Source organism: Catellatospora vulcania (genome assembly GCF_009720385.1).
Classification (GTDB): Bacteria; Actinomycetota; Actinomycetes; order Mycobacteriales; family Micromonosporaceae; genus Catellatospora; species Catellatospora vulcania.
In genome coordinates, this window is record NZ_WARX01000037.1 from 40,380 (window position 1) to 57,049 (window position 16,670).

Below are 16,670 nucleotides of genomic sequence, written 5' to 3' on the forward strand. Positions count from 1 at the left end.
TCCCTCAGACCTCGGGACGGTCTTGCGGGCGGCCGGCTCCTCCTTAAGTAGTAGAGCCGGGTCGTACCAGGCCCGTCTCGTAGGCCAGCACCACGGCCTGCACCCGGTCGCGCAGCCCCAGCTTGGTCAGCATGTGCCCGACGTGCGTCTTCACTGTGGTCTCGCTCACCGTCAGCGCCCGCGCGATCTCCGCATTGGACAGTCCCCGGGCCACCTGGACCAGCACCTCGCGTTCCCGCTCGGTCAGCGTGCTCAGCGAGTGCGGCACGGTCACGTCCGGGTCGGGCAGCAGGCTCGCGAAGCGGTCCAGCAGCCGGCGCAGGATGCGCGGCGCGACCACCGCCTCGCCCGCGGCGACGGTGCGGATCGCGGCCACCAGCTCGTCGGCCGGCACGTCCTTGGCCAGGAAGCCGCTGGCCCCGGCGCGCAGCGCGCCGACCACGTAGTCGTCGAGGTCGAACGTGGTCAGGATGAGCACCCGCACCGGCAGCTTCGCCGCGGTGATGTCGCGGGTCGCGGCCACCCCGTCGCGGCGCGGCATGCGCACGTCCATCAGCACCACGTCCGGCAGCAGCCGCCGGGCCAGGTCCACGGCCTCCACGCCGTCGGCGGCCTCGCCGACGATGTCCAGATCGGGCTCCGCGCCCAGCACCATGCGGAAGCCGCTGCGCAGCAGCGGCTGGTCGTCGGCGAGCAGCACCCGGATCGGTTTCACCGCGAAACCACCGTCACCCTGCGACCTCCGCTTCCGCCTCGGGGGCCGCCGCAGCCGCCCCTGCCTGTTCGATGGGTATCCGCGCGTGCACCCGGAACCCGCCGCCCGGACGGGGACCGGTGCGCAGGGCGCCGCCGTACACCGCGACGCGCTCGCGCATGCCGAGCAGGCCGTGGCCGGTGACCGAGCCGATCGAGATCCCGTCTGCGGAGAGGGTACGCGCGTACGGTCCCCGGCCGGTGTCGAACACCTCGATCGTCAGCAGCCGCCCGTCGACGGCCAGCCGCACCTCGGCCCGCGCCGGCCCGGCGTGTTTGAGCGCGTTGGTCAGCGCCTCCTGCACGATCCGGTACGCCGTCAGGGCCACCCCCGGGTCGACCTCGCCCAGCTCGCCGTCCACCCGCAGCGACGTGGACAGTCCCGCCTCGCACACCTGCTCCACCAGCGACCGCAGCGCGGACAGGCCCGGCTGCGGGCTGCGGTCCGCGTCGTCGTCGCGGGCGCTCTCCGAACGCAGCACGAACAGCAGCCGGCGCAGCTCGCGCAGGGTGGTGCGGCTGGTCTGCTCGATGGTCGCCAGGGCCTCGTCGGCGGCGGCCGGGTCGCGGTGCAGCATGCGCCGCGCGCCGGTGGACATCACGCCGATCACGCTGACGTGGTGGGCGACCACGTCGTGCAGCTCCCGGGCGATGCGGCGGCGCTCCTCGGCGACCGCCTGCTCGGTCAGCGCCTGCTGATTGGCCTCGGCCGCCTGGGCCCGCTCGGCCAGCGCCACGGACGCCTCGCGCCGGGCCCGCACGGTGCGTCCGATCAAGAAGGTGATCACCATCACCACGAGGTTGACGACCATCCCCGCCGACATGGTGATCAGCTCCGTGCCGGCGGCGGCGGCCATCACGTCGTTGTGGTAAGCCCAGACCCACATCAGGTCGTTGACCAGCCACAGCGCCAGGGTGGCCAGCACGGCCCGCCACCACCGCTCGTACGCGGCCGCCGTGTACGCCAGCACCCACAGCGCGACGCCCTGCCCGCCCATCAGCGACTCCGGCCACAGCAGGCCGATCGCGGTGAACGCCGCCGTCGCCGCGACGCCCAGCCACAGGTGGGTGCGGCGGAGCATCACGGGCAGCAGCGTCACCGCGCACCACAGCACGGTGGCCGCGCTGGTCCGCAGGCCCCAGCCCGGCTCGGCGTACGCCAGGCTGATCTGCACCACGAACAGCCCGGCGGCCAGCGCCGCGTCCGCGCGCAGCGGCGTCCACCAGGCAGGCTTCCACCAGGTCAGGCGCTGCGTCAGCGGGGTCAGGGGCACGCGGGCAGGCTACCTGGTCGGGTCACCCCTCGGGCTGGGCCGCAGTCAGCCGGGCCTGCCTGCTGTCCACCGTGCGCGCCGTCACCTGCTGCGGGAACGGCGGCAGGGTGCCCCCGAACTCCGGGCAGCGCTGCTGGTGGCTGCACCACGCGCACAGCTTGCTCGGCTTGGGCCGGAAGTCCTGGGCCGCGGTCGCGGACTCGATCGCCTTCCACAGCGCGAACAGGGTCTTCTCGAACCGGGTCAGCTCCTCGGCGTCCGGGGTGTAGTCGCACACCTCGGCGTCCTTGAGGTAGAGCAGCCGCAGCACCCGCGGCACCACGCCCCGGGTGCGCCACAGCACCAGCGCGTAGAACTTGAGCTGGAACAGCGCCCGCGACTCGAACGCCTCCCGGGGCGCGCCGCCGGTCTTGTAGTCGACCACCCGGATCGCGCCGTCGGGGGACACGTCGAGCCGGTCGATGTAGCCGCGGATCAGCAGCTGCTGCTCGCCCTGCGCCCCCAGGACGGCCTCGATGAGCTGCTCGCGCTCGGCCGGTTCCAGCCGCCGCGGATCCTCCACCGCGAAGTAGCCGCCGAGCAGCTCGGTGGCCGAGGACAGGAACTCCTCGCGGCTCATCGACTCCTCGGCGTCGAACAGGGTCGCCAGCTCGGGCTGCTCCTCGACCAGGCGCTCCCACTGCGGCGTCACCATCTCGTCCGCGACCGGGCGGGTGCGCTCGGCGGCGGGGGAGTCGAACAGCTTCTCCAGCACCGCGTGCACGAGCGTGCCGCGCACCTGCTCGGGGGTGGGCTGCTCGGGGATGCGGTCGATGCTGCGGAACCGGTAGAGCAGGGGACAGGTCTTGAAGTCGGCCGCCCGGGACGGCGACAGCGAGGGGAGGGGGACGGACGCCTGCTCGGTCATGACCCACAGGTTAGGCGAGCGGTACGACGGGGTCCCGCACGCCGCCACGACATAGCATGGTCACGATGGAGACGACGCTGTGACCGAATCGACACCAAAGTCCGCTCCGCGTGGCGAGCGGAGATCCGGCTTCCAAGTCGGCCGCATTCTCGGGTTTCCGCTGCGTCTGAGCGTCTCCTGGGTGATCATGTCGCTGCTGATCACCGTCCTTTACGCCGACCGCCTCGGCAACACCCTGCACCTCGACGGCGCGGCGCGCTACCTGGCCGGGCTCGGCTTCGTCGCCTGCCTGCTGCTGTCGGTGTTGCTACACGAACTCGGCCACGCCGTCACGGCCCGCCATTACGGCATCGGCGTCAAGGGCATCACGCTGGACCTGCTCGGCGGCTACACCGAGTTCGAGCACGACTCGCCGCGCCCCGGCGTCGAGCTGGCCACCGCACTGGCCGGACCCGCGGTGTCCGCACTGCTCGGCATCGGCTCGGTGATCGCCACGGTGCTGCTGCCCGACGGCACCCTCGTCGACCAGATCGCCTTCCAGCTCGCGCTGTGCAACATCATCGTCGCGATCTACAACGCGCTGCCCGGCTGGCCACTGGACGGCGGGCGCGCGCTGCGCGCCGTGGTCTGGGGCATCAAGGACGACAAGGACGCGGGCCTGCTGTTCGCGGGCTGGTCCGGCCGGGTCGTCGCGGTGGCCACCGCGCTGGTCTCGGTGTGGCTCTACTTCACCGGCCTGTACGAGCTGGTCGGGGTCGTGTTCGGCATGTTCGTCGCGTTCAGCATCTGGCAGGGTGCGGCGGGCGCGGTGATGACCGCCCGGGTGCGCTCGCGCTACCCGCTGGTCGACCCGGTGCGCCTGGCCCGGCCGCTGTTCACGGTGCCGTCCGGCACCTCGCTGGCCGAGGCGACCCGGCGCGCCGCGCAGGCCGGGCACACCGCCGCGGTGCTGGGCGTGGCCGACCCGGACGGCCGGCTGATCGCGCTGGTCGTGCCGGAGGCGGCGGCGGCCGTGCCGGAGCAGCGCCGGCCCTGGGTGACCGTGGAGACGCTGGCCCGCGCCATCGACGCGGTGGCCGTCATCCCGTCCGGGACCCGCGGCGCCGACGTGATCAAGCTCCTCCGGGGGGACCCGGCCACTCCTTACCTCGTGGTCGACGGGGACAATGTGGTGGGCGTGCTCACCGTCATGGACGTGGTGCAGGTGCTCGACCCCGCGGCGCTCAAAGCCGCAAACTGACGTGAGACAGGAACCTGACGGATCATGACCGAACCGACGCCGCCCGCGCGACGTGGCAACTTCGTCGCCGGCGACCGGGTGCAGCTGACCGACCCGAAGAACCGGATGCACACCATCGTGCTGGAGCCCGGGAAGGCCTTCCACACCCACCGCGGCATCCTCGCCCACGACGACCTCATCGGCCTGCCCGACGGCAGCGTGGTGACCTCCTCGGGCAACACCGCCTACCTGGCGCTGCGCCCGCTGCTGGCCGACTACGTGCTGTCCATGCCGCGCGGCGCCCAGGTGATCTACCCCAAGGACGCGGCGCAGATCGTGGCCATGGGCGACGTCTTCCCCGGCGCGAAGGTGCTGGAGGCGGGCGTCGGCTCGGGCGCGCTGTCCTGCTCGCTGCTGCGCGCCGTGGGGTCGCAGGGGCAGCTGTGGTCGTACGAGCTGCGCGACGACTTCGCGGCGGTGGCCCGCAAGAACGTGCAGAACTGGTTCGGCAGCACCTGGGCCGACGACGGCAAGCCCGCCGACCCGCTGCAGCCGTCGTGGCACCTGAACGTCGGCGACGTCGCCGACAACACCGAGACCGGGTTCGACCGGATCATCCTGGACATGCTGACCCCATGGGCGGCCCTCGACATGGTCGAGCGGTGCCTGCTGCCCGGTGGCGTGTTCATCGGCTACGTGGCCACCACCCCGCAGCTGTCCGAGCTGGTCGAGGCCCTGCGCGAGCGCGGCTTCACCGAGCCGCTGGCCTGGGAGTCGCTGGTGCGCGACTGGCACGCCGACGGCCTGGCCGTCCGGCCGGACCACCGCATGATCGCGCACACCGCGTTCCTGGTGCGCGCCCGCAAGCTGGCCCCCGGGGTCACCGCGCCGCCGCGCCGCCGCAAGCCGAGCAAGGGCCGTGAGGCGTACGAGCTGCGCAAGAAGGCCGCCGCCCCCACCGAGGCCCCCGACGCCGGAGCCGTCGCCGACGAGGTCTGGGAGTAGGAGTACACCCGTGAACGTGCCCCCGGCCGTGTTCCCCGACTGGTCGCCCTACCCGGACCTGGACAGCGCCGCCCGCGCCTACCTGCGTGATCCGGAGGTCGCGCTGGACGCCCTGGAGGGCGTCCTGCGCGGCACCCAGGTGCTCGGATTCACGCTGGAGCGTTTCGTCAACGAGTTCAACGGCGTGTGGCAGGAGGTCGTCGTCTGCGACGGCTCCCGGCTGCTGCTGTGGCACGGCGAGGACACCGCCCCGGGGGACGGCCCGGCGGGCTCGATGGTCTCGTCGCTGCGGGTGGTGCCGCTGTCGGTCATCACCGAGGTGGGCTGCCGCCGCCGGCTGAGCCGCACCGCCGGCAACCACCTGCGGGTCGACAGCGTCGACGTGTACCTGCTGCTCAGCTCGTTGGACGAGTCCAGCAACGGCCACCCGCTCGACGACCCGCACCACGTGGTCCGCCAGGACGCGCTCCGCTTCGGCAAGACCCTGGAGGACGGCGGCTCCGGCCAGATCGCCCGCCTGGAGGAGTTCGCCCAGCTCGTGGCGTCTCTTGCCGGCCGCCCGATGCTCTGACGCCGCCTCGCCGCTCCCGCGCTGCGGGTGAAGATCGCTGTTTCGTGTCAGAAGGTGTGGTCAGACCGCACTTTGTGACACGAAACGCCGATCACGGCCGGCGACGGCCGATCATGGCCGGGCGGCGGCGACGGCGGGGGGCCGGGTGTCCGGATGGTGGGACCCGGGAAGGTCAGCGGAGGGTGGCGCGTTCTTCCTCGGACAGGGGTTCCCCGTCATGGGTGCGCTGGATGTGGATGCACTCGCCGGGGCACTCCTGGGCGGCATCGATGACCTCCAGGCGCAGATGCGCCGGGATCTCGACGGTCGCACCCGGGTTGAGCAGCAGTTCCCCGTCGTCACCCTTGACGTACGCGAGGCCGTCGACGTCGAACTCGAACACCTCGGGGGCGTACTGCACGCACAGGCCGTCGCCCGTGCAGAGGTCCTGATCCACTCGCACCCGTAGCTCACTCACGCCTCCGACCCTAGCGTCCCGCTCCGCGCGGGCCCGGGGGAGGTCGGCCGACAGGGCAGATTCTCGATCCAGTTCTGGGTACGGGGGTGTCGGGAGGGTTCAACTGAGGCGATCAGCCGCTAGTGTTAGGAGCACCCTAAACGTCGGCCGAACGAGGTAGGACCGGCGGGAGGACACCCCCGGGGAGGTGGGACGTGGCAAAGAGCGACGACGCGGATGCGCGCGCCGCGCGGTGGGAGAAGGAAGCCAACGATCTCTCCACTCAGGTCGCGTTCCTGCAAGAGGAGCTCGCCCTGTTGCGGCGCAAGTTGAGTGAGAGCCCGCGGCACGTGAGGCAACTGGAGGAGCGGCTCGCCGCGACCCAGGCCCAGCTGTCGCGGCTCACGGAGAACAACGAGCGATTGGTGGCCACGCTCAAGGAGGCGCGCGCCCAGATCGTGACGCTCAAGGAGGAGATCGACCGGCTGGCGCAACCGCCCAGCGGGTACGGCGTCTTCCTCACGCGGCACGAGGACGGCACGGTGGACGTCTTCACGGGCGGTCGCAAGCTGAGAGTGGCAGTGTCGCCGTCGTTGGACGTCGACGCGCTGCAACGGGGACAGGAGGTGCTTCTCAACGACGCCCTCAACATCGTCGACGCGCTCGGTTTCGAGCGGGCCGGCGAGGTGGTGACCCTCAAGGAGATCCTCGACGGCGGCGACCGCGCACTGGTGGTCTCGCACGCCGACGAGGAGCGGATCGTGTTCCTCGCGGAGGGGCTGATCGGCGGGCTGCTCAGGTCCGGCGACTCCCTCATGATCGAACCCCGGTCCGCGTACGCCTACGAGCGCATCCCCAAGAGCGAGGTCGAGGACCTGGTTCTGGAGGAGGTGCCCGACGTCGACTACCACGACATCGGTGGCCTGGTGTCCCAGATCGAGCAGATCCGCGACGCCGTGGAGCTGCCCTTCCTGCACGCGGACCTGTTCCGCGAGCACCAGCTGCGCCCGCCGAAGGGCGTGCTGCTCTACGGTCCTCCCGGCTGCGGCAAGACGCTGATCGCCAAGGCGGTCGCGAACTCCCTGGCCAAGAAGATCGCCGAGCGGCGCGGCGAGGAGAAGAAGACCAGCTACTTCCTCAACATCAAGGGTCCGGAGCTGCTCAACAAGTACGTCGGTGAGACGGAGCGGCACATCCGGCTGATCTTCCAGCGGGCCCGTGAGAAGGCCTCGGAAGGCACGCCGGTGATCGTGTTCTTCGACGAGATGGACTCGATCTTCCGTACCCGCGGCTCCGGTGTGTCTTCCGACGTGGAGAACACCATCGTTCCCCAGCTGCTCAGCGAGATCGACGGTGTCGAGGGCCTGGAGAACGTCATCATCATCGGCGCCTCGAACCGCGAGGACATGATCGACCCGGCGATCCTGCGTCCGGGCCGGCTCGACGTCAAAATCAAGATCGAGCGTCCGGACGCCGAAGCGGCCAAGGACATCTTCAGCAAGTACATCCTGACCGGTCTGCCGTTGTCCCCGGACGACCTGGCCGAGCACGGTGGCTCCGCCGAGGCGTGCGTGCACGCGATGATCAATTCGGTGGTGCTGCGGATGTACTCGGAGACCGAGGAGAACCGCTTCCTGGAGGTCACCTACGCCAACGGTGACAAGGAGGTCCTGTACTTCAAGGACTTCAACTCCGGCGCCATGATCCAGAACATCGTGGACCGCGGCAAGAAGATGGCGATCAAGGAGTTCCTGTCCTCGGGCAAGAAGGGGCTGCGCCTGCAGCACCTGCTCGACGCCTGCCTCGACGAGTTCCGCGAGAACGAGGACCTGCCCAACACCACCAACCCCGACGACTGGGCCCGCATCTCCGGCAAGAAGGGCGAGCGGATCGTGTACATCCGCACCCTGGTCTCCGGCGGCAAGGGCACCGAGTCGGGCCGGTCGATCGAGACGGCCAGCAACACCGGCCAGTACCTCTGACCGCAGGCACGAAAACGGCGCCCGTCCCCTGCTTCCAGGGGGCGGGCGCCGTCCCTCGTCTCAGCGCACCGAGGCGAACGCCTGCTCGCCGGCCTCGGCCGAGTCGTACCCGACGATGTACGTCGGGCGGCCCTTGACCTCCGCGTACAACCGGCCCAGGTACTCGCCCAGCAGGCCCAGGCACAGCAGCTGCACCCCGCCCAGGAACAGGATCGCGGTGAACAGCGACGTCCAGCCGCTGACCGTCTCGCCCATCACGAACCGCACCACGCTGTAGCAGCCCAGCACGAAGCACACCACGAAGCTCAGCAGCCCCGACCAGGTCGCCAGGCGCAGCGGCGCGGCCGAGAAGTCCGTGACGCTGTCGACCGCCAGCTTGACCATCCTGCTCAGCGGGTACTTCGTGCTGCCCGCCGCGCGCACCTCCCGGCGGTAGCGCACCTCGCCGCTCGGGAAGCCCAGCCACGGCACCAGTAGCCGGTACACCGGCCGGCGCTCCGGCATCGCCCGCAGCGCCTCCACCGCGTCCCGGCTCAGCAGCCGGAAGTCGCCCGCGTTGTGCGGCACCTTCTTGCCGACCAGCCGCCGCATCACCCGGTAGTACGCCTGCGCGGTATGCCGCTTGAAGAACGTGTCCGCGGTCCGGTCGTCGCGCACGCCGTACACGATGTCCAGCGACTCTGCCCGCGCCAGCGCCAGCATCTCCAGGATCTTCTCCGGCGGGTCCTGCAGGTCCGCGTCGATGCTCGCCACGAACTCGCCCCGGGCCCGGTGCAGGCCCGCGGTCAGCGCCGCCTGGTGGCCGCTGTTGCGCCGCAGCCGGACCACCCGCAACCGCGCCCACTGGCGGCAGGCCAGCAGCAGCATCGGCGCGGTCGCGTCCACGCTGCCGTCGTCGACCGCGACCACCTCGTAATCCAGCCCGGCACCGTCCAGCAGCGGCCGCAGCCGCGCGATCAGCAGCGGCAGCACCTCCTGCTCGTTGTACATGGGGATGACGACAGACAGCGCCGGAGCAGTCATCTCGCAGGATCCTTCATCGGAGGAGCGCAGGTCCAGAACGGGGATGGTATCCCGGCCGGCGTCCCGCGCGGGGTGGAGCATCCGCGCAGGCACGTGTACCAACTGCGTTGAACCTCCCAGACTGGCCCGAACACGGATGCTCTCCTCGTCTCTACGCTCCGTGTGTGAGAGGCTTCGTTGCATGAGCGTGCGGCGGATCATGGGTACCGAAGTCGAGTACGGGATCTCCGTGCCGGGACAGCCCGGGGCCAACCCGATGGTTACCTCGTCCCAGGTCGTGAACGCCTACGGCGCCCGCCCCGAGCTGGCCCGCGGCGGTCGCGCCCGCTGGGACTACGAGGAGGAGTCGCCGCTGCGCGACGCGCGGGGCTTCAGCTACACCGGCGCGGCCTACGACCCGGCGGAGGCGCTCGCCGACGAGGACCTGGGGCTGGCCAACGTCATCCTGACCAACGGCGCCCGGCTCTACGTCGACCACGCCCACCCGGAGTACTCCACCCCCGAGGTGACCAACCCGCTGGACGTGGTCCGCTGGGACAAGGCCGGCGAGCAGGTGATGGCCGAGGGCGCGCGCCGCGCGGCGACCATCCCGGGCAGCCACCAGATCCACCTCTACAAGAACAACACCGACAACAAGGGCGCTTCGTACGGCGCGCACGAGAACTACCTGATGCGCCGACAGACCCCGTTCGCGGACATCGTCACCTATCTGACCCCGTTCTTCGTGACGCGGCAGATCTTCTGCGGCGCCGGACGGGTCGGCATCGGCCAGGACGGCAGCCAGGCCGGCTTCCAGATCACCCAGCGCGCCGACTTCTTCGAGGTCGAGGTCGGCCTGGAGACCACGCTCAAGCGGCCGATCATCAACACCCGTGACGAGCCGCACGCCGACGCGGACAAGTACCGCCGCCTGCACGTGATCATCGGTGACGCGAACCTGTCCGAGATCTCGACCTACCTCAAGGTCGGCACCAGCGCGCTCATCCTCACCATGATCGAGGAGAAGGCGCTCACCGCCGACCTCGGCATCGCCGACCCCGTCGCCGAGCTGCGGGCCGTCAGCCACGACCCGACCCTCAAGCACACCATGCGGCTGCGCGACGGCCGCCGGCTCACCGCGCTCGACCTGCAGTGGGCGTTCTTCGAACGTGCGCATGCCTTCGTCGAGTCGCGCACCGGCGCCGACACCGACGCGCAGACCCGCGACGTGCTCGACCGCTGGGAGAGCGTGCTGAGCCGGCTCGGCGACGACCCGATGCAGCTCGCCGACGAGCTGGACTGGGTGGCCAAGCTGCGCCTGCTGGAGGGCTACCGCGAGCGGGAGAACCTGGGCTGGGCGTCGTCCAAGCTCCAGCTGGTCGACCTGCAGTACAGCGACGTGCGCCCGGAGAAGGGCCTCTACCACCGCCTGGTCGCCCGCGGCGCGATGAAGACGCTGCTGGACCCCGAGTCGACCCGCGCCGCGATGACCGAGCCGCCGGACGACACGCGGGCGTACTTCCGCGGCCGGTGCCTGGGCAAGTACGCGTCCGAAGTGGTCGCCGCGAGCTGGGACTCGGTCATCTTCGACGTGGGCCGCGAAGCCCTGGTCAGGGTGCCCATGATGGAGCCCGAGCGCGGCACGAAGAAACACGTCGGCGCGCTCTTCGACCGTTGCCCCAGCGCAAAGGATCTTCTTGAAGTGATCACCGCCGGGTGATCGCTTTAGTCGGTCCCGCGCGCTACGTTTAAGGCCCACAGGCGACGTCAGGGAGGCGCAGATGGCCACGCAGGACGGTGGACAGTCACAGTCGGGCCGCTCTCGGAACGAGGAAGAAGCCGAGTCGGTCGCGCCCGAGGTGAACCCCGAGGTTGCCGAGCGCGTCGAGAAGATCGGCGAGGACGTCGACGACATCCTCGACGAGATCGACGCCGTCCTCGAGGAGAACGCCGAGGAATTTATCCGGGGTTACGTGCAAAAAGGGGGCCAATAGGGCATATCGGGGGAAATCGGACATGGCAATCGGGTCGCGAGATCGCGACGGGCAGCGCCAGTGCCGTGACTGCGGCGAGTGGAAGGCGCTAGCGGAATTCCACGCCAATCCCCGACGGCCCGGCGGTCGCGGAAGCTATTGCAAGCCCTGCTTCAACGAGCGCGCGAAGGCCAGCTACGCACGCCGAATCGCGGCGAAGGAAGGCCGAGCGGTTCGGCAGACAGTTCTTGTGCCCGAGGGGCACAAGAACTGCGCCGATTGTGGAGAGACAAAGCCGCTGGCGGAGTTCCCTCGCAATCGCTCGGACACGACCGGATACGCGACCTACTGCAAGCCGTGCCACAACGCCCGTGGACGCGAGAGCAAGACGCGCCTCTACGGCGGAACTCGCGAGTATCACCTGCGACGTCGTTACGGCATGCGTCAGGAGGACTTCGAGGCGCGGCTCGCGTGGCAGGGCGGCGTGTGCGCCATCTGCGGCGCACCGGACCCCGAGCACGTTGACCATGACCATGAATTCGGTAACGTACGTGGCATCCTGTGTTTCAACTGCAACGGCGGTCTTGGACAGTTCAAGGACAACGAGCAGTCCCTTGCCAGGGCGATCGAGTATCTGAAGGAGACAGCGTGTCAGCTGGTCTTGGTTCACCCGGGCGTCTACCAGCTAGTTTCACCACGCCGGGAACGTCGTCTTTCACGGACTTCCTGACCCAGGTCGCGCCGGAGCTGCTGCCCGGCCGACGGACTCTGCCCGCGGGCATGAACGCCGACCTGGCCCCGCACGCCACCACGATCGTCGCGATCAGCACGAACGAGGGTGTGGTGATGGCCGGTGACCGCCGCGCCACCATGGGCAATCTCATCGCGAGCCGAGACATCGAGAAGGTGCACCCCGCCGACCCGTACTCGCTGATCGGCATCGCGGGCACGGCCGGCGTCGGCATCGAGCTGATGCGACTGTTCCAGGTGGAGCTGCAGCACTACGAGAAGATCGAGGGCGCGATGCTCTCGCTCGACGGCAAGGCCAACCGGCTGGCCACGATGATCCGGCAGAACCTCGGCGCGGCCATGCAGGGGCTGGCCGTGATCCCGCTGTTCGCCGGGTTCGATCTCGACGCGAAGACGCCCGGCAAGGTGGGGCGCATCTTCAGCTTCGACATCGCCGGCGGCCTGTACGAGGAGCACGGCGGCTACGACGCGATCGGCTCCGGTTCGCTGTTCGCGAAGTCGTCGCTGAAGAAGCGCTACAAGCAGGGGCTGGGCATCGCCGAGGCGGCACAGCTCGCGGTCGAGGCGCTGTTCGACGCGGCCGACGACGACACCGCCACCGGCGGCCCCGACGTCATCCGCAAGATCTTCCCCGTGGTCATGACCGCGACGGCAGAGGGCACGCAGCGCCTGACCGACGACGAGACGGCGGCCATGGCCCAGACCGTCATCGCGGCCCGGGCTCTGCAGCCGGGCGCCTGACCCCTCATCCGCTCTCCCGAAACTCCATAAGGAGAAGACACGCCGTGGCCATGCAGTTCTACGCCTCGCCTGAGCAGATCATGCGGGACCGCTCGGAGTACGCCCGCAAGGGCATCGCCCGCGGACGCAGCGTGGTCGTGCTGACGTACGCCGGTGGTGTGCTGTTCGTGGCGGAGAACCTCTCCACCACGCTGCACAAGGTGAGCGAGATCTACGACAAGATCGGGTTCGCGGCCGTGGGCCGCTACAACGAGTTCGAGAACCTCCGCAACGCCGGCGTGCGCATGGCCGACCTGCGGGGCTACTCCTACGACCGCCGGGATGTCACCGGGCGGGCGCTGGCCAGCGCGTACGCGCAGACCCTGGGTTCGATCTTCAGCGAGCAGGGCAAGCCGTACGAGGTGGAGATCTGCGTCGCCGAGGTGGGCGCCGCGCCGGAGCACGACGAGCTGTACCGGCTGACCTATGACGGTTCGGTGCAGGACGAGCCGGGCTTCATGGCGATGGGCGGGCAGGCCGAGGCGATCGGCAACATCCTGCGCGCCGAGCACAGCGAGTCGCACACCCTGGGCGAGGCGCTGAAGCTGGCGACCAAGGCGCTGAGCAACGTCGGCGGCGAGGGCGGCGCGGCGCGCACGCTGGCCCCCGAGCAGCTCGAGGTCGCAGTGCTGGAGCGGGCCCGGCCGGGCCGCAAGTTCCGGCGCGTGACCGGGGCGGCGCTGGCCGCGCTGGTCACCCCGGCGAAGGCCGACCCGCCGGCCGCGGAGACGCCCAAGGCCGACCCGCCCAAGCCTGGCGTCTCCAAGCCCGCCGCCACGACCAAGCCGGATGTGCCGAAGCCGGAGACGCCTTCGGCGGAGTAAGCCACCACGCGTCAAGATCGCTGTTTCGTGTCGTGATCTGCGGTTCGACCGCAGGTTCTGACACGAAACAGCGATCTTCGCGTTTACAGCCCGGCTCGGCAGGCGCGGGAGTCAGGGGGTGGGTGGTCGGCGGTGGCGGGTGATCAGTGGTTCCCACCAGGGGCGGTTGTCGCGGTACCAGGTGACGGTGGCGGTCAGGCCGTCGGTGAGTGGGACGGTGGGGCGGTAGCCGAGTTCGGTGGCGGCCTTCGTGCTGTCGAGGGCGTAGCGGTGGTCGTGGCCGGGGCGGTCGGCTACGTGGTGGACCAGTTCGGGGCCGCGGCCGGTGAGCTTCAGCAGCAGGGCGGTGAGGTCGCGGTTGGCGAGTTCGTCGCGTCCGCCGAGGTGGTAGACCTCTCCGGCGCGCCCGTGGCGCAGCGCCAGGTCGACGCCCGCGCAGTGGTCGGCGACGTGCAGCCATTCGCGGCGGTGTGAGCCGTCGCCGTAGAGCGGCACGGGCAGCCCGTCGAGCAGGTTCGTGGTGAACAGCGGGATGATCTTCTCGGGGTACTGGTACGGCCCGTAGGTGTTGCTCGAACGGGTGACCACGACATCGAGCCCGTGGGTGGTGTACGCGGCCAGCGCGAGCAGGTCGGAGCCGGCCTTCGAGGCGGCGTAGGGCGAGCGCGGGGCGAGCGGCTGGCGCTCGGTCCAGCGGCCGGTGTCGGCGGAGCCGTAGACCTCGTCGGTGGAGACGTGCACGAAGCGGCCGGTGCGGTGGCGTACGGCGGCGTCGAGCAGGAGCTGGGTGCCGAGCAGGTTGGTGCGCGCGAAGTCGGCCGCGGCGGTGATGGACCGGTCGACGTGGGACTCGGCGGCGAAGTGGACGACCGCGTCGTGCCCGGCGACGAGGTCGTCGACCAGGTGCGGGTCGCCGATGTCGCCTTCGACGAAGGTGAGCCGTGGGTCGGCGGCGACGGGGGCGAGGTTGTCGCGGTTGCCGGCGTAGGTGAGCCGGTCGAGCACGGTGATCCGGGGGGCGTGGTCGTCCGGTGCGGCGAGCAGGGTGCGTACGTAGTGGGAGCCGATGAAGCCCGCTCCGCCGGTGACCAGAAGTTTCATGACAACGGAAGTTTATGTCACGTTCCGTGTCGACCCGTGCGCGACCTGCGGTTGCGGCGCTCGGCGCGAATCCGTCGCGATTGCATCGGCGGCGTCAGGTCGTACGAGAGTGACCTTGGGCGTTCGGGCGGCTAGTGTCTGTGTATGGACCGACGAATCTTCGGACTCGAGACCGAGTACGGCGTCACCTGCACCTATCGGGGACAGCGACGGCTGTCGCCCGACGAGGTGGCGCGCTACCTCTTCCGTCGGGTCGTCTCATGGGGACGGTCCAGCAATGTCTTCCTGCGCAACGGCGCACGCCTCTATCTGGACGTCGGTTCCCACCCGGAGTATGCGACCCCCGAGTGTGATTCGGTGGTCGATCTGGTGGCGCACGACCGGGCGGGTGAGCGGATCCTGGAGGGTCTGCTCGTCGACGCCGAGAAGCGGCTGCACGACGAGGGCATCGCGGGGGAGATCTACCTCTTCAAGAACAACACCGACTCGGCGGGCAACTCCTACGGCTGCCACGAGAACTACCTGGTGTCCCGGCACGGGGAGTTCGGCCGGCTGGCCGACGTCCTGATCCCGTTCCTGGTGACCAGGCAGCTGATCTGCGGCGCCGGCAAGGTGCTGCAGACGCCGCGGGGGGCGGTCTACTGCCTGTCGCAGCGGGCCGAGCACATCTGGGAGGGCGTCTCCTCGGCGACGACCCGGTCCCGGCCGATCATCAACACCCGGGACGAGCCGCACGCCGACGCCGAGCGCTACCGGCGCCTGCACGTGATCGTCGGCGACTCGAACATGAACGAGGTCACCACGCTGCTGAAGGTCGGCAGCGCGGACCTGGTGCTCCGGATGATCGAGACCGGGGTGGCCATGCCCGACCTGGCGCTGGAGAACCCGATCCGGGCCATCCGGGAGGTGTCGCACGACATCACCGGGCGGCGCAAGGTGCGGCTGGCCAGTGGCAAGGAGGCCAGCGCGCTGGAGATCCAGCGGATCTACCACGAGAAGGCGACCGAGTTCGTGGCGCGCCGCAACGGCGACCCGGCAGCCCAGCGGATCATCGACCTGTGGGGCCGGGTGTTGACCGCGGTGGAGTCGGGCAACCTGGGCGACGTGGGCCGGGAGATCGACTGGGTGACCAAGCTGCGCGTCATCGAGGCGTACCAGCGCAAGCATGATCTGCCGCTGTCGAGCCCGCGGGTGGCGCAGATGGATCTGGCGTACCACGACCTGCGCCGCGGCCGGGGGCTGTACCCGCTCCTGGAGAAGCGCGGCAAGGTCGACCGGGTGGTGACGGACCTGCGCACGTTCGAGGCGAAGGAGACGCCGCCGCAGACGACCCGGGCGCGGTTGCGCGGGGAGTTCATCCGGCATGCGCAGGAGAAGCGGCGCGACTTCACCGTGGACTGGGTGCATCTGAAGCTGAACGACCAGGCGCAGCGCACGGTGCTGTGCAAGGACCCGTTCCGGGCGCACGACGAGCGCGTCGAGCGCCTCATCGCCAGCATGTGAGTGCAAGGAAGGGCACCTTCTTATCGTTTTTCGATGTAGAAGGTGCCCTTCCTTTCGCTTTGGCGGGGGAGAGTGGCGGGCGGTGGTCGCCGTGGGGGCGGGGTGGCTAAGCTCGCTGGACTATGAGTGAGCACCACGAGCCGCAGGCCGAACCGGTCGAGCGCACCGGCGAGGAAGTACGGAGCAATTGGGTCCAGCGCCGCCGGGACAAGATCTACAACGAGATCTCGGCCAACCGGCGCGGCGAGTACACCGTGCCGACCTGGGTGCTGGGCGCGATCCTCGGCCTGTTCGTCGCGGCCTGGATAGCCCTGATCGTCCTCAAATAACCGTTCTCCTCGGCCGCTGATGCCGAGTGGCCCGCCCATGATCGGCGTTTCAGGTCAGAATGTGCGGCCCGACCCCACTTTCCGACCCAAAACAGCGATCTTGGAAGCGGGCTGCGGCTGCGGCTGTAACCCATGGCCGGCCCCGCGTCCGGCGCGGACCGGGCTGCGTTCGCCGGTGGCCGGTGGCCGATGGCCGGTGGCCGGTGGCCGGTGACAGGCGACGGGCGGCCAGCGGCCGGCGGCTGGCGGCCGGGCCGGCTT

General features: G+C 70.0%; 17 protein-coding genes. 11 read left to right on the forward strand and 6 right to left on the reverse strand.

Annotated elements, in window-relative coordinates; translation table 11 throughout:
• Positions 1–43 precede the first annotated feature (43 nt).
• Genes F6W97_RS38940 through F6W97_RS38950 form a run of 3 tightly spaced genes read right to left on the reverse strand, consistent with a single transcriptional unit; the run spans position 44 to position 2,934 of the window.
• Complete coding sequence (locus tag F6W97_RS38940; protein WP_269059733.1) at positions 44–715, reverse strand: response regulator; 672 nt, start codon at positions 713–715, stop codon at positions 44–46.
• Positions 716–728: 13 nt separating this feature from the next.
• Positions 729–2,027, reverse strand: coding sequence for a sensor histidine kinase (locus tag F6W97_RS38945; RefSeq protein WP_230687338.1), 1,299 nt, complete (start codon positions 2,025–2,027; stop codon positions 729–731).
• Positions 2,028–2,049: 22 nt separating this feature from the next.
• The gene (locus F6W97_RS38950; protein WP_155375621.1) at positions 2,050–2,934 is read right to left on the reverse strand and encodes a RecB family exonuclease; all 885 of its coding nucleotides are present in this window, start codon (positions 2,932–2,934) and stop codon (positions 2,050–2,052) included.
• A gap of 187 nt (positions 2,935–3,121) precedes the next feature.
• On the opposite strand from F6W97_RS38950, the gene F6W97_RS38955 reads away from it, so the two are divergent.
• Genes F6W97_RS38955 through F6W97_RS38965 form a run of 3 tightly spaced genes read left to right on the forward strand, consistent with a single transcriptional unit; the run spans position 3,122 to position 5,729 of the window.
• Positions 3,122–4,174 (forward strand): M50 family metallopeptidase, encoded by a 1,053-nt coding sequence (locus F6W97_RS38955; RefSeq protein ID WP_155375622.1) that lies wholly within the window; start codon positions 3,122–3,124, stop codon positions 4,172–4,174.
• 24 nt (positions 4,175–4,198) lie between these two features.
• On the forward strand, positions 4,199–5,158 hold the full coding sequence (locus tag F6W97_RS38960; RefSeq protein WP_155375623.1) for a tRNA (adenine-N1)-methyltransferase: 960 nt from the start codon (positions 4,199–4,201) through the stop codon (positions 5,156–5,158).
• 16 nt (positions 5,159–5,174) lie between these two features.
• Positions 5,175–5,729: a hypothetical protein gene (locus tag F6W97_RS38965; RefSeq protein WP_196279528.1), complete on the forward strand. Its 555-nt coding sequence runs from the start codon at positions 5,175–5,177 to the stop codon at positions 5,727–5,729.
• A 172-nt stretch (positions 5,730–5,901) separates the two neighbouring features.
• Here the strand turns inward: F6W97_RS38965 and F6W97_RS38970 are convergent, their stop codons facing one another.
• Entirely contained in the window at positions 5,902–6,186 is a 285-nt protein-coding gene (locus F6W97_RS38970; RefSeq protein ID WP_230687339.1) for a ferredoxin, read from the reverse strand.
• Between the two features lie 194 nt (positions 6,187–6,380).
• Here F6W97_RS38970 and arc point away from each other — a divergent pair, with 194 nt between their 5' ends.
• On the forward strand, positions 6,381–8,147 hold the full coding sequence (arc, locus tag F6W97_RS38975; RefSeq protein ID WP_155375625.1) for a proteasome ATPase: 1,767 nt from the start codon (positions 6,381–6,383) through the stop codon (positions 8,145–8,147).
• Between the two features lie 60 nt (positions 8,148–8,207).
• On the opposite strand, the gene F6W97_RS38980 is transcribed toward arc, so the two are convergent.
• Entirely contained in the window at positions 8,208–9,170 is a 963-nt protein-coding gene (locus F6W97_RS38980) for a glycosyltransferase family 2 protein (RefSeq protein WP_155375626.1), read from the reverse strand.
• Between the two features lie 181 nt (positions 9,171–9,351).
• Between F6W97_RS38980 and dop the strand changes: the two genes are divergently transcribed.
• From dop to prcA, 5 genes are all read left to right on the forward strand, one after another.
• A complete protein-coding gene (gene dop / locus F6W97_RS38985) occupies positions 9,352–10,869 on the forward strand; it encodes a depupylase/deamidase Dop (RefSeq protein ID WP_155375627.1) in 1,518 nt (505 codons plus the stop codon).
• Between the two features lie 61 nt (positions 10,870–10,930).
• Positions 10,931–11,143 (forward strand): ubiquitin-like protein Pup, encoded by a 213-nt coding sequence (locus F6W97_RS38990; RefSeq protein WP_155375628.1) that lies wholly within the window; start codon positions 10,931–10,933, stop codon positions 11,141–11,143.
• Between the two features lie 22 nt (positions 11,144–11,165).
• A complete protein-coding gene (locus tag F6W97_RS38995) occupies positions 11,166–11,852 on the forward strand; it encodes an endonuclease VII domain-containing protein (RefSeq protein WP_155375629.1) in 687 nt (228 codons plus the stop codon).
• Positions 11,771–12,613, forward strand: coding sequence for a proteasome subunit beta (gene prcB / locus F6W97_RS39000; RefSeq protein WP_155375630.1), 843 nt, complete (start codon positions 11,771–11,773; stop codon positions 12,611–12,613). Before F6W97_RS38995 ends, prcB begins: the two co-directional genes overlap by 82 nt.
• A 44-nt stretch (positions 12,614–12,657) precedes the next feature.
• Entirely contained in the window at positions 12,658–13,476 is an 819-nt protein-coding gene (gene prcA, locus F6W97_RS39005) for a proteasome subunit alpha (RefSeq protein ID WP_155375631.1), read from the forward strand.
• A 111-nt stretch (positions 13,477–13,587) separates the two neighbouring features.
• Here prcA and rfbB read toward each other — a convergent pair whose 3' ends face one another.
• Positions 13,588–14,577 (reverse strand): dTDP-glucose 4,6-dehydratase, encoded by a 990-nt coding sequence (rfbB, locus tag F6W97_RS39010; protein WP_155375632.1) that lies wholly within the window; start codon positions 14,575–14,577, stop codon positions 13,588–13,590.
• Between the two features lie 144 nt (positions 14,578–14,721).
• Here rfbB and pafA point away from each other — a divergent pair, with 144 nt between their 5' ends.
• Both pafA and F6W97_RS39020 read left to right on the forward strand, forming a co-directional pair.
• A complete protein-coding gene (pafA, locus tag F6W97_RS39015; RefSeq protein WP_155375633.1) occupies positions 14,722–16,080 on the forward strand; it encodes a Pup--protein ligase in 1,359 nt (452 codons plus the stop codon).
• 122 nt (positions 16,081–16,202) lie between these two features.
• On the forward strand, positions 16,203–16,409 hold the full coding sequence (locus F6W97_RS39020; RefSeq protein ID WP_155375634.1) for a hypothetical protein: 207 nt from the start codon (positions 16,203–16,205) through the stop codon (positions 16,407–16,409).
• Positions 16,410–16,670: the final 261 nt, after the last annotated feature.